Here is a 13962-nt window from a genome sequence, read left to right as displayed (position 1 = left end):
CATGATTGAGATTAAAAACATTACCAAATCCTTTATGACCCCACACGGTCGGCATTATCTTTTTAAGGATTTGAATTTGACCATTGCCGATAAGCAGTCGGTGGGACTGCTTGGGCGAAACGGGGCGGGCAAATCAACCTTGCTACGGATTATCTGTGGGCTAGATACCCCTGATAAAGGCGAAGTGGTTACTGACAGCACCATTAGCTGGCCGGTGGGCGTGGCAGGGGGCTTTCAGGGCAGTCTGACAGGCAGACAAAACGTGCGTTTTGTGTGCCGTCTGTATTCGAGTGGTGATTATATTGATGAGAAGATTCGTTTTGTTGAAGAGTTTGCCGACATTGGTAAGTACTTTGACATGCCCGTCAAAAGCTACTCATCGGGCATGCGTTCACGGCTGACCTTTGGGTTGTCGCTTGCTTTTGATTTTGATTATTATATGTTAGATGAAGTCAGTGCGGTCGGTGATGCAGCGTTTCGTAAACGCAGTGAAGAGATATTAGAAGCTCGCCGTGAGCAGGCGGGATTTTTGATGGTGTCGCATAACCTAAAAGACATTGAGAAAAATTGTGATATTGGTATCGTGCTGATGGAGCAGACTGCCAAAGTTTTTGCTGACCCCAAAGAGGCCATTGAGGTGTATAACAAACATGTTCACAAAGCTAAAAAATAAGCGTAATCGCTCAGCCATCATCTTGTTTATTCTGGTGGTGATTTTGCCGTGGATTGCCATCAGTGCTTATACACTTGTATTGGCTCACCCACGCTACGTCAGCACATCGGATGTGGTCATCAAGCAAGTCTCCGAGCAGGGCGTGTCTGCCACGGGTATCTCATCATTGCTTGGGGTTAATAACACCAACCGTGAAGACGCCCTATATTTGACCAAATATATTCTGTCTAATGACATGATAGATAAACTGGATGCAGAATTTAAGTTTCGTGAGGCGTATCATGTCAATGGGGCGGACTTTATTAATGAAATTTCCACCGATGCCACCCAAGAAGAGTTGCATAAATATTTTAAAAAGCGGGTCTCGGTGTCGCTTGATGAGTTAAGTTATGTACTCACGGTAACAACAGAAGGCTTTGAGCCAGAATATGCTTTGCGATTAAACCAAGCCATCTTGCGTGAATCTGAAAAATTTGTCAATAACATCTCAAAAGATGTGGCAAACGAACAGCTTGCCTTTGTCGCCACCCAAGCTGCTGATGCCGAGCAAAAGTTAAATGATGCCAAAAAGGCGGTTATTGACTACCAAAACCAAAATGAAATCTTTGACCCCCAGCTCAACGCCCAAATGGTCAATCAAGTCATCGGCACCTTACAAGGGCAGTTAAGCTCACTACGCACCGAAGAACGCCAGTTGCTTAGCTACCTTAATCCAGAGGCACCACAGGTGGTGAGTTTGCGTAGTCAGATACGTTCGGTGGAAAAGCAAATTAAAGAAGAACAAGCTAAACTTACATCGCCACGAGATGCCAAACTAAACGCCCAAGCCTTAGAGTTTGAGACCTTAAAAGCAGAGGCGGAGTTTGCCAATGAGCTTTATAAAATCGCCTTGACGTCCTTGGAGAGTTCTCGGGTGGAGGTCATGCGTAAGATGAAAAACTTGGTGGTCATCACATCCCCACATCGGGCAGAGGATGCCTTATACCCTCGTGTGGGCTATGTGTTAGGAACGTCGCTTGTGTTACTGCTTATCTTGTATGGTTTTATCGTATTGGTGATGGCGGTCATCAAAGATCACGCCAAATAATGGAAAATAAGACAATGAAACATTTGCTAATAAAAACCCCCTTAGCCATTGCTTTGATACTAAGTGGCACTGCCTTTGCCAATACCAACTTTGCCACAGACAGCAACACAGGCAGATTGGCAGGCGTGATAAATGGTAGCGGAGACGTGCCATCAGAGGCAACCACCGCCGAAGCCGTGGCGATGGCAAGTATGCCAACCCATGCCATCATCAATAACACCCCTGCCATTCAACATGTCAAAACAGACGTACGGATTTTTGGCGAACAGCTCTTTCGTGGGGCGTTTGCCACCACATCAGGCTCTACCTTTAATGACAGCTATGTCATCAATGTTGGCGACAACGTACAGGTGCGAATGTGGGGAGCGTATCAGTATGCCGCCACGATGACCGTTGACCCGCAGGGTAATATCTTTTTGCCAAATGTGGGGCCGGTGCGTGTGGCGGGCATTCAAAACGGACAATTACAAAACGTGGTACAGTCGGCAATCGCACGCATTTACCGCTCTAATGTGGGCGTGTATGCGTCATTGGAGCAGGCTCAGCCCGTTAAGGTATTTGTAACAGGCTTTGTCAATCAACCGGGCTACTATGGCGGATTGGCAGCCGATAGTGTCTTATCCTACTTAGACCGTGCAGGCGGTGTCGATCCTAAGCGTGGCAGTTATATTGACGTGCAGATTTTGCGTGGTGGTCAAGTCGTCCAACAAATTAACCTATATGATTTTCTTATCATGGGTCGCTTGTCGCCATTTTCGTTTAGAGATGGGGACGTGATTAATGTCGCCCCCCAAAAACAAACCTTTGCCATCTCAGGTCGAGTGCAGAACGAATATGTCTTTGAGTTTGGGGTGAATGACTTGACCATCTCGGATGTGCTTGCTGTTGCAAACCCCCTGCCAGATGCCACCAACGTCAGCATTACCCGAGCATCAGGCAAAGCGAAGACGGCAGAGTACTACGCCCTAAGTGAAGCACGAAATATCCCTGTTCAAAATGGCGACACGCTCGTGGTAACGTCCGACCGTCATGCAGGGACGATAGCGGTGCAGGTCACGGGGGCTCACAAGGGTAATGGGGCGGTGGTACTACCCTATGGGGCAAGATTAAAAGATGTCATTGCACAGCTTGAACCGTCTAGCCTTGCCAATGTTAATAACTTAACCATCTATCGTGAGTCGGTCAAGGCAAGCCAAAAAGCGTCTATCAATAGAGCTCTAGACCGCCTAGAAGAGATGACACTGGCTACTCAGTCCACCACCCGAGAAGAGGCTCAGCTACGCTCAGAAGATGCCAAACTGGTGGAGCAGTTCATCAATAAGGCTCGTCGTATTGAGCCGACAGGGCGTGTGGTGGTGGTGCCAAACTCATGGCAGGACATCATCTTGGAGCAGGGCGACATCATTCATATCCCTGCCCAAACGTCCGTCATCACTGTAAACGGTCAAGTGCGTAACCAAGGGGCATTGACCTTTAATGCTGATTTGACGGTGGGCGACTACATCGCCAAATCGGGCGGATTTGATGACAATGCCGACAGCGATGAGATTTTGGTCATGCACCAAAATGGCGAAACCAGCGTGGTTAACACCGCTTATCGCATTCAAGAGGGCGATGAGATTATGGTGTTGCCAAAAGTCAAAACTCGCCGTGTTGAGATTGCTCGTGGCATTGCACAGGTCATCTATCAGCTTGCCGTGGCGACAGGTGTGATTGTCAAGCTCTGATGGTGCGTTATGCTTGTGCCACCAAAGGGATTATCAAAAATAATCCCTTGCTTGGCGTGGCACTTGGGGCGGATATTGTTTATCAAGACAAAACCGTCCAAGCCGTCATCGCATGGGGACAAAAACCAAGCCGTAGCAAGGCGACCGCTTTTGCCAAAATGCACAACTTACCGCTCATCACAGTAGAAGACGGTTTTTTACGCTCGCTCGGCAGTGGCATACACAGCGTGGGGGCGAGTTTTATCAAAGACGACTTGGGCGTGTATTTTGACCTAATCACCCCCAACCGCTTACAAGCACTCATCGCCGATAGTGTGGCACAGTGGAGTGATGATAAAGAGCGACACGCACAGCAGTTAATCAGCAAAATCATCACGCACCAATTATCCAAATATAACCAAACCACCACCGCCCCTGATTTATCGGTACTAGCAAATAACGACAAGCCCCACGTCATCATCATCGACCAAGTGGCAAATGACGCGTCCATCACAGGAGCAGGGGCGACTGCGGACAGTTTTTTTGCCATGCTCGCCCACGCCAAAGAGCGTTATCCTGATGCCAATATCTGGATAAAAGCACACCCTGCCGGCAAGGGTTATTTTGTCCCGACCGACATCGCCCCGCCGTTCTATCTAGATACACCCTGCAATCCCATTGCCCTTATCCGTCAAGCCCAAGCGGTCTATACGGTCAGCTCGCACATGGGTTTTGAGGCGTTAATGCTGGGCAAGTGCGTGCATAATTTTGGCGTAAACTGGTACGTAGGCTTTGGCTTGACCGATGATGATTTTGTCAAAAATAAACCCATTTATCAAAACCTTATCCGCCATTATCAAATGCTAAATATCACACAGACAAGTCTTAGTCAGCTGTTTTATGCCAGTTATGTGCGATATAGCCATTATGCCAATCCTGCCACAGGAGAGGCGTGCGACATTGAGACGGTCATGGATTATCTCATCACCAACCGTGATTGGCAAAATCGGCTTGGTCGTGAACTCCTTGTTTATGATTTTAGTCGCTGGAAAGTGCCATTTGTGCGGGGGTTTTTGGGGTTTGATAAGGTAAATTTGACCGTCAAACCCAAAACCAAATGGTGGTTTTTTTTGCCATATGGTATCAATGAAAAACGTGCCAAACGTGCCGATAGCAAAATATTTAACGCTTTATCTAACACTACCAATTATGTCGTGTGGGGGCAAAAATCCAAACACCTGTTAAAAGATAAACTCGCCAAACGTGGCATGACAAACCCCACCATTTGGTGCATGGAAGACGGTTTTATCCGCTCAAATGGCTTGGGGGCAACGCTCATCGCTCCGTTGTCGGTGGTTATGGACGATGTGGGGATTTATTTTGATGCGACCGCCCCGAGCCGTTTGGAGCAGATTTTAAATAGTATTTGTCTAAGTGATGATGAAATACAGCGTGCCAAAGGCTTGCACGAACTGCTTTTAACCAAACGAGTGAGTAAATACAACGTCCCCACCAAAAACCATGATTTTGTCCGTGGGATTAACACCTTAAAATCAAACCGTCCCATTCGCCTGGTGGTTGGGCAAGTCGAAGACGATGCGTCCGTACAGACGTGTACGAGCGTGATTAAAAAAAACAGCGAGCTGTTGGCGAGAGTGCGAGCTGATTTCCCTGATGATGTGATTATCTACAAACCGCACCCTGATGTGGAAGCAGGGCTACGGGTCGGCAAGGCGAATAATCATCATCTGGCGGACATGGTTGCTCACGATGTCGCCATGCCCGACTGCCTAGATGTGTGTGATGTGGTGCATACCATCAGTTCTTTGACAGGGTTTGAGGCTCTACTGCGTGGCAAGTCGGTGGTGTGTTATGGCTTGCCGTTTTATGCAGGTTTTGGGCTAACCGATGATGTGGTTGAACCTGATAACACCCCCAAAATCAATGCTTTAAACAGACGCACTCGCCCCAATTTGTCTACCTTAACCCTGCATGAGCTGATTTATAGCACGCTTATTGCTTACCCCATGTACCATTTGCCACATGGAATGGGGCTTGCCACGCCTGAGCAAGTTATTGAGTATTTGTACAATCAAACCCATACTGCCAAGCCAAGTCTTGCCAAACGACTGACCCAAAACGCCAAAACCACCGCCATGCAATTACGCAAAATCATCATACGGTAAAAAAATTGTATAAAAACTATGATACAATACATCAGCCAACTGTTTGTATTTTAATCAGTTTTTATTTCCATTTGTTAGTTTTTATCATCTTTTTACTTTTTTTGATTGTCTATGTCGCTAATATTAAAACGCCTGTTGTCTCATGATGACATTTTGCTTTTGCAGGGCAAAATGGGGACGTTTTTTTGTCGTTTTGCCACATTTTTGATGAGTGAGGGCAAGCGAGTGCATAAGGTTAATTTTAATGCAGGCGACGCTCTTTTTTATTGCCACAAGGATAAGATGAGTAATTTTCGGGGGCGTCAAAGCGAGTTTGATGAATTTTTAACCAAACTCATTGATGACAAACAGCTAGAAGCGGTGGTCTGTTTTAACGACTGTCGCCCCTATCATGAGATTGCACGGCAGGTGTGCGAGCGGTTGGGCATTGCCTTTTTTGTCTTTGAAGAGGGTTATCTGCGACCTGATTATATCACCCTAGAAGAGCATGGCATTAACGGCTATTCACGACTGGACTCAACGCTCATTGATACCCTGCAACGGGCAAATGACAAGCCAGAATTTACCGACAACCGTTTTTATCGGCTGTGTGTGGCGAGCATGGTGTATTATGTGGCGGTGTTTGTAGGGCAGTGGCGATATCCGCATTATGAGCATTATCGGGGCTTGTCCCTATGGGCGGAAGCGTGGGCGTGGGTCAAAGCCCCTGTGCGTAAGTTTACTCGTTATCATTCAGACAAACGTTTGCAAGAGCGACTGGTTGGGCAAAAAAACTTCTATCTGGTGAGTTTGCAGGTGCATAACGACTCACAAATCAGTCATCACAGTGACTATCAGGACGTGCGTGATTTTATTCGTGAAGTCATGATAAGTTTTGCCAAGCATGCCCCCAGTGGCACGAGCCTGCTGTTTAAACATCATCCGCTAGACCGTGGACATCGTGACTACACTCGCATGATTGCCAAGCTGGGTGATGAGCTTGGGGTGCAGGGCAGGGTGTTTTATGGCTGTGACATGCACCTGCCAAGCCTGATGAAAGCAAGCATTGGCATGATTACAGTGAACAGCACCACCGCATTGCAGTCGGTATATCATCAAAAACCTACCAAAATCATGGGGCGTGCCTTGTATGATGTGGCAGGGCTGACTGACCAGAAGTCTTTGGATGAATTTTGGACAAATCCGACCGCCCCTGACCGTGATTTTTATCTAAAATTTAGGGAATATCTCATTGAGCAAACGCAGTTAAATGGTTCATTTTATGGCAAAGCCCCGTGGGAGCTGTCAGGATTTTACCAAAGTTTGGCGCAGGATGTGATAACAACCAAATAAACCAAAGCTTTTTCATAACCACCACATTTATCATTAAACTTCCTGCAAAACTAGTTTTCCGCTCGCCCTGAGCTTGTCGAAGGGTGGCGGAAAACCGTCATGGTTCGACAGGCTCACCACGAACGGTTTTCTTTAATCTGGGGTTTTGCAGGAAGTCTATTTATCATATTGTGATGAATTTTTATAGGCATTTTTTTAAAAAACTGCTACAATATCCTGTTATCATTTAAATTTTATAGACATCATGACCGCACTTTCTCATATCCGTAATTTTTCTATCATCGCCCACATTGACCACGGCAAATCCACCCTTGCCGACCGTTTTATTCAAGTGTGTGGCGGTCTGTCTGACCGTGAAATGCAGGCTCAGGTGCTTGACAGCATGGATATTGAGCGTGAGCGTGGCATTACCATCAAAGCCCAATCAGTAACGCTATATTACAATCACCCTAATGGCGAAAAATATCAGCTCAACTTCATTGACACCCCCGGACACGTGGACTTTTCTTATGAAGTATCAAGAAGTTTGGCGGCGTGCGAGGGGGCGTTACTGGTGGTGGACGCCGCCCAAGGCGTGGAGGCTCAGTCGGTTGCCAACTGCTACACCGCCATTGAGCAGGACTTAGAAGTATTGCCTGTGTTAAACAAAATTGACCTGCCACAAGTTGAGCCCGAGCGTGTCATTGAGGAGATTGAGGATATCATCGGCATTGAGGCGGTGGACGCTCCACGAGTATCCGCCAAAACAGGCGTGGGCATTGATGAGTTACTACAAGCCCTAGTGGAGAAAATCCCTGCCCCCCAAGGCGACCGAGATGCCCCCTTACAAGCCTTGATTATTGATTCGTGGTTTGATAATTATCTGGGCGTGGTGTCTTTGGTGCGTGTGCGTGAAGGGCAGGTCAAGACAGGCGATAAGATTTTTATCAAATCCACAGGCGAGAGTCATTTGGTTACGTCTATTGGCGTGTTTACCCCCAAACGCTTGGAGACAAATATCCTACAAGCAGGCGAGGTGGGCTTTATCATCGCAGGGATTAAGGACATCGCAGGGGCTCCTGTGGGCGATACCATTACCCTTGCCAAAACGCCTGAGGTGGACAGCATTGCTGGCTTTAAAAAAGTAACGCCACAAGTGTATGCAGGGATGTTTCCCATTGATTCGTCTGATTTTGAAAAGTTCCGTGAAGCCTTACAAAAGCTCCAAATCAACGACTCTGCTTTATTTTTTGAGCCTGACACGTCCGAGGCGTTGGGCTTTGGTTTTCGCTGTGGCTTTTTGGGTATGCTTCACATGGAGATTATCCAAGAGCGTTTGGAGCGTGAATACGACCTTGATTTGATTACCACCGCTCCTTCCGTGATTTATGAAGTTGTCAAAAAAAATGGCGAGACTGTCTATGTGGATAACCCATCCAAACTGCCCGATACAGGCGTGATACAGGAGTTTCGTGAGCCGATTGCCCGCTGTAATATTTTGGTGCCACAAGAATATCTGGGCAACGTCATCACGCTTGCCATTGAACGTCGTGGCGTGCAGGTGGACATGAAGTTTATGGCTCGTCAAGTGCAGGTGGTGTTTGACATTCCGATGGGTGAGGTAGTCATGGACTTTTTTGATAAATTAAAATCGGCAAGTCGTGGCTTTGCTTCTTTGGATTATGGTTTTCATCGCTATCAAGCGGACAAATTGGCTCGTGTGGACGTACTGATTAATGGCGAAAAAGTGGACGCACTTGCCATGATTTGCCATCAAGAACACGCTCGCCGTCGTGGCAATCAGTTGGTTGAAAAGATGAAAGAGCTGATTCCAAGACAGATGTTTGATGTTGCCATTCAAGCGGCAATTGGCAGTCAAATCATCGCTCGCTCTACCGTCAAAGCCATGCGTAAGGACGTGCTTGCCAAGTGTTATGGTGGTGATGTTAGCCGTAAAAAGAAACTCCTAGAAAAACAAAAAGCAGGTAAAAAACGCATGAAACAAGTGGGCAGCGTGGAAATCCCCCAAGAGGCGTTTTTGGCGGTGTTAAAAGTGGATGGCTAGGCTTTGATAAATTGGTATAAAACTTGCAGATATTTATGATAAAGGTGGCTTGTGGAATTTGACATTAATTTAATCTTGGTGCCTGTTACGCTGGTGCTACTGGTGGCGTATTTGGCAGATAAATTTGTGTTAAAACAGCATAAATTGGTCGCCAAACAAACCAAGCTCATCTCGCACGCTCAGACGCACTTAGAACAAGTGGAAAAAGAGTTTAAGGCGACACTCGTGCGTTTTGGACATGACGAGGCACCGGCTGAGTTTATTGGTAATGAACATACGCCAGAGATGCTCAAAAATCAGTCGCTTGTCTATAATGAAGCCAGACGTACCCTAGCCGAAGCACAAAAGCAGGCAGGGATGAACGTGGGCGAACCGGTGGTTGAGCCAAAATTGGTGCAATGGGCGTATGAGTACCTGCCCATCTTGCTCATCATCGTATTGGTGCGTTCGTTTATTATTGAGCCGTTTAATATCCCATCAAGCTCAATGGTGCCAAGTCTATACACGGGCGATTTTATCATTGTCAATAAAGCATCCTATGGGCTAAGATTGCCGATTACGCACACTAAGATTTTAAATACAGGCAGTCCCAAGCATGGCGATGTGGTGGTGTTTCGCTATCCTGAAAATCCCAAACGCTACTATATTAAACGTATGATAGGTCTGCCGGGCGATACGGTGGCGTTTGCCAATGGCGTGCTATCCATCAATGGACAGGCGGTAAATACAACACCCGTGAACTATCAAATGACAGACAAGCTCAATGCCAAGCTCATGCCGGCTGTCATTGAGAATCATCGCCTGTCTGATGAAGAGCGTGCCAGATATGGCATAGAAGAAGAAAAGCACGCTCACTATTATCGTGAAACATTGGGCGAGCATGAGTATGTTGTGCGTTATTTGGGCGATTTAAATAGTGCGTCCATCGCCCCATTTTTATTAAAAAATTCACCACAAACTGCCACATCAGGCGGTACGGCATGGCAGATTACTGTGCCAAGCGGACAGTATTTTGTCATGGGCGATAACAGAGACCGCAGTGAAGACGGGCGGTTTTGGGGCTTTGTGCCAGAGAGCCATCTGGCGGGCAGAGCGACTTATATTTGGATGCACAAAGAGGCGGGGCTTAATCCACCCAGCTTTGGGCGAGCAGGAGCGATTGATTAGTCGCTTGGTATAAACTTAAATAGGTGTAACATGCAACAATTAACTTCATTAACCAACCAACGTGGGGCGAGTGTTACCACGATTATTGTCGGTTTGGCGATGGCAGGTATCATCATCAAGCTAGGGCTTGGTATTATTCCTGCTTATATTGGCGATTATCAATTTACCAAACTGGTGGCAGGCGAGCTAAAAAAAGCCAATGATGCCAAACAAACCGAACGTCAGTTCATGCAGAACCTGTCTCAGCAGTTGTCTATCAATGCCAACTACAACACCAAGCCAGAAGAAATGCTTATCTTTACCAACAAAACCCCTGGGGCATTGGCGGTCAAAAGCCAATATGAAGTAGAAAGTAACTTCTATGGCGAGACCTTTATTGTCAATCGCTTTGAAAAAGACATCACCGCAGCCGATGCCAAGTAAGAGTTATGTCTAAACACGCCACATTACCGACTCATTTTGCCACCTTTGAGCAGGGCTACCCCGTTCTTTGCTCAAAATTGGGCTACACCTTTAACGACCCTAATTTGCTCAGACGTGCCTTAACACACCGCTCGTATGACCCTAAGATGAGCTATGAGCGGTTGGAGTTTTTGGGCGATGCTCTTTTGGGTGCGGTGATTGCCGAGGCGTTGTTTACCTTTTTTCCCCGCCATGATGAGGGTAAACTTACCCGTATGCGTGCCACGTTGGTACGCCAAGAGACTCTTGTGCAGATTGCCGAGAAGTTAGAGCTGTCATCTCATCTGATACTGGGCGTGGGCGAGCGTAAGGGCGGTGGGCGACACCGTGCTAGCATTTTGGCTGATGCGGTGGAGGCGATTTTGGCGTCCGTGTATCTAGACAGTGGCGACATTGAACGGGTGAAAGGCTTGGTTAAATGCTGGTATGAGACCTTGATTACCGAAGTGGGCGAAGAAAAAGTGCTAAAAGATGCCAAATCTCGCTTGCAAGAATGGCTACAAGGCAACAAACTGCCCCTGCCGACTTATACGCTCATGGATACCATTGGCAATGCTCCCAATCAAACTTTTGTGGTGGAATGCACTGTGGCGGTGGCGGACTGTACGCCCATTACCGAGACGGGCGAGAGCAGACGCATCGCCGAGCAAAAATGTGCTGAGCGGATGATAAATCAGCTTAATAAATTAGAAAAGCCTAGGGCATTATAAAGCATATTAGACTTTCTGCAAAACTAGTTTTCCGTTCGCCCTGAGCTTGTCGAAGGGAGTAAGGAAAACCGTTAGATTTCCCAAGCTCACCACGAACGGTTTTCCCTGCAACATACTTTTTGCACTAAGACCAAATTTTGAACCGCAGGGGCGAATCATATTCGCCCATTATTACCAATAATCCCAACCAATCCCCACATTTACAAATACCATTTGCCCCGCCTGTGTTGTCGTTATATAATGACAGCATTGCCCCTTATTTTTGCAATTTTAGGAAAACCATGACCGACACACATGACCAAAACAATGACACCATTTCCGCCTTTTTTAATGACAATCCTACGCCTGTGATTTCTGATGATTTTAAAGCAGGGTTTGTGGCGATTGTCGGTCGCCCCAACGTGGGCAAATCCACGCTCATGAACCATTTGCTTGGGCAAAAATTATCCATTACCAGTCGTAAACCGCAGACCACACGTCATCGCATTCATGGCATTTTGACCAACGACACTTGTCAAATGGTGTTTGTCGATACCCCCGGTATCCACACCAAAGAAGTCAAAGCAATCAACGAGCGTATGAACAAAACCGCCGTGTCCGCCTTATCGGACGTGGATTTGGTGCTGTTTGTGGTGGACAGTACTCAGTGGCGAGAGGACGACCTTTTGACTCTTGAAAAGCTATCAGCGACCAATTTGCCTGTGGTGCTTGTCATCAACAAAGCCGACACCATTAAGGATAAATCCAAACTTTTGCCACTCATCGGCGAATACCAAGAAAGTTTTGATTTTGCCGACATTGTGCCTGTATCCGCCTTGCGTGGGCATAACTTAGATGGGCTTATGGACGTGATTGCGGGCTTTTTGCCGACCCGTCCGCCCATTTTTGACCCCGAGCAGATTACCGACCGCAGTGAGCGGTTTTTGGCAAGCGAGATTATCCGTGAAAAAATCATGCGAGCGTCTGGCGATGAAGTGCCGTACGATTTGACCGTGCAAATTGACACGTTCAAAGACGAGCCTGCCCACAAAGACCCTGAGACGGGCAAATGGCGACGTGCGGTAACGTTTATTGATGCGACCATTTTTGTGGAGCGGGCAGGGCAAAAAACCATTGTCATCGGCGACAAAGGCTCACGCATCAAACAAGTCGGCATAGAAGCCCGTCAAGACATGGAAAAGCTGTTTGACAAAAAAATCATGCTCACCTTGTGGGTCAAAGTCAAAAAAGGGTGGAGCGATGATGAGCGGGCGTTAAACAGTTTGGGGTATTAAATCGGGCTTTTAAAATTTGCCAATGTAGCAACTGTATTCCACTCCCATCAAAGTGCAATACAAAAACTTAGCACAAAGCGTCAATACCGAACATTTAACGTACGACAACTTGCTTTTGTAATTCATCTCTAACCCGTGCATTTAAAATGGTTAGTAGTTTGTGCATACAGGCAACAATGGCAACTTTGAAGGGCTTGCCATTGGCTCTTAATCTTTGATAGAAGGTTTTGATTTTCTCATCAAAGCGAGTAGCCACTAAGGTTGCCATATACAGTGCCTTACGCACTTCTGGTCGTCCTGCTTGACACAGACCTTTAAACTTAGTCTCTCCACTTTGCTTAGGGTGTGGGGCAACACCCACAAGACTGGCAAGTTGTTTGTGTGAGATTGTACCAAGCTCAGGCAGCATTGCCAACAAGGTGGCTGTGGTGGTTTGTCCAACACCTTTAACACTTTGAATGACACTGCTGGTTTGTTTTAAATCTGGGTGATTGTCATCATCAAGATGGGTTTTGATTTGCTTGTCTAACTCATGAATTTGCTCTGTTAGGTAAGTAATATGAGCTTGAATGCTACTGATTTGACTGTGATGAGATTGCTCCAAGCGGTTTTTTTCAGCCACACACATTTGGACAAATTGATTGCGTCTGTTAATCAATGCGGTTAATAACTCTTGGCTTTGACTGGGTGGGCAATAAAGCAAGGTGGCTAAATCATCTCTTTGTGCCATCATTTTGGCATAAAAAGCAAGCATTTTAGCATCTTTGTTGTCTGTTTTGGTTAAGGACTGTGATTTGGCAAATTGATGTGTTTGCCTTGGATTGGCAATCATGACACAAATGCCTGCTAAGTGTATGGCTTTGGCAAGGGGTACTTCAAGTCCACCTGTACTTTCTAGAACCACTAAGGTTTTGCCATTATCGCATTGTTTGTGTTCCTCTTTGATAAAACAGATGGCTTGGTCAATGCCTTGTGCTGTGTTATCATGGTTTTTGGTTTTGGGTGATAATGAAGTGGCAAGCACAAAGCTCTTTTTGGCAACGTCAATGCCAACAAAATGAACATAGTGTTTGTCTAACTCATTGTTTGCTGATTTCATACTCATCATAAACCTGCCTTGCATTCGGGTGTTAAACTGGCAACTGTACGGTTGTTATTGATGGGTGCTTATCTGGTTTCAATGCTACAAAACGAATGTCATCTCTAGGGGCGAAACGAAAGACAGATAAGCGGGTTGGCTTATTATATCTTGTTTTGGATATGCAAGGGGCGAATTGCAATTCGCCCAGTTGGAATTGATGAGATAAATCATTTGTTGGTT

At 46.5% G+C, this 13962-nt stretch carries 11 protein-coding genes; 10 read left to right on the top strand and 1 reads right to left on the bottom strand.

Annotated features, from left to right (window positions below; genetic code table 11):
• The first annotated feature begins 1 nt into the window (after position 1).
• The 10 genes from AAHK14_RS03545 (at position 2) to era (ending at position 12641) form a co-directional block, all read left to right on the top strand.
• Positions 2 to 673, top strand: a complete 672-nt coding sequence (locus AAHK14_RS03545) for an ABC transporter ATP-binding protein (protein ID WP_065255203.1) — start codon at positions 2 to 4, stop codon at positions 671 to 673.
• Positions 651 to 1760 (top strand): capsule biosynthesis protein, encoded by a 1110-nt coding sequence (locus AAHK14_RS03540; protein ID WP_065255204.1) that lies wholly within the window; start codon positions 651 to 653, stop codon positions 1758 to 1760. Before AAHK14_RS03545 ends, AAHK14_RS03540 begins: the two co-directional genes overlap by 23 nt.
• A 14-nt stretch (positions 1761 to 1774) precedes the next feature.
• Complete coding sequence (locus AAHK14_RS03535; protein WP_227514652.1) at positions 1775 to 3487, top strand: polysaccharide biosynthesis/export family protein; 1713 nt, start codon at positions 1775 to 1777, stop codon at positions 3485 to 3487.
• A gap of 2 nt (positions 3488 to 3489) precedes the next feature.
• On the top strand, positions 3490 to 5652 hold the full coding sequence (locus AAHK14_RS03530; protein ID WP_194092847.1) for a capsular polysaccharide biosynthesis protein: 2163 nt from the start codon (positions 3490 to 3492) through the stop codon (positions 5650 to 5652).
• Between the two features lie 111 nt (positions 5653 to 5763).
• The gene (locus AAHK14_RS03525) at positions 5764 to 6984 is read left to right on the top strand and encodes a capsular biosynthesis protein (RefSeq protein WP_065255207.1); all 1221 of its coding nucleotides are present in this window, start codon (positions 5764 to 5766) and stop codon (positions 6982 to 6984) included.
• Between the two features lie 244 nt (positions 6985 to 7228).
• Positions 7229 to 9028: a translation elongation factor 4 gene (gene lepA, locus AAHK14_RS03520; RefSeq protein ID WP_065255208.1), complete on the top strand. Its 1800-nt coding sequence runs from the start codon at positions 7229 to 7231 to the stop codon at positions 9026 to 9028.
• Positions 9029 to 9079: 51 nt separating this feature from the next.
• Positions 9080 to 10195, top strand: coding sequence for a signal peptidase I (gene lepB, locus AAHK14_RS03515; protein WP_065255209.1), 1116 nt, complete (start codon positions 9080 to 9082; stop codon positions 10193 to 10195).
• A 30-nt stretch (positions 10196 to 10225) separates the two neighbouring features.
• Positions 10226 to 10618, top strand: coding sequence for a DUF4845 domain-containing protein (locus AAHK14_RS03510; RefSeq protein ID WP_065255210.1), 393 nt, complete (start codon positions 10226 to 10228; stop codon positions 10616 to 10618).
• Positions 10619 to 10623: 5 nt separating this feature from the next.
• Complete coding sequence (rnc, locus tag AAHK14_RS03505) at positions 10624 to 11367, top strand: ribonuclease III (RefSeq protein ID WP_065255211.1); 744 nt, start codon at positions 10624 to 10626, stop codon at positions 11365 to 11367.
• Positions 11368 to 11648: 281 nt separating this feature from the next.
• Positions 11649 to 12641 carry a GTPase Era gene (gene era, locus AAHK14_RS03500; protein WP_065255212.1) on the top strand — a complete coding sequence of 331 codons (993 nt, stop codon included), beginning with the start codon at positions 11649 to 11651 and terminating at the stop codon, positions 12639 to 12641.
• 94 nt (positions 12642 to 12735) lie between these two features.
• On the opposite strand, the gene AAHK14_RS03495 is transcribed toward era, so the two are convergent.
• Positions 12736 to 13740: a transposase gene (locus AAHK14_RS03495; protein ID WP_194092779.1), complete on the bottom strand. Its 1005-nt coding sequence runs from the start codon at positions 13738 to 13740 to the stop codon at positions 12736 to 12738.
• Positions 13741 to 13962 lie beyond the last annotated feature (222 nt).

This window comes from Moraxella sp. K1664, from assembly GCF_039693965.1.
Lineage (GTDB): Bacteria > Pseudomonadota > Gammaproteobacteria > Pseudomonadales > Moraxellaceae > Moraxella.
Note: the sequence above shows the minus strand (reverse complement) of the source record. Positions and strands in the feature narration are given on the sequence as shown.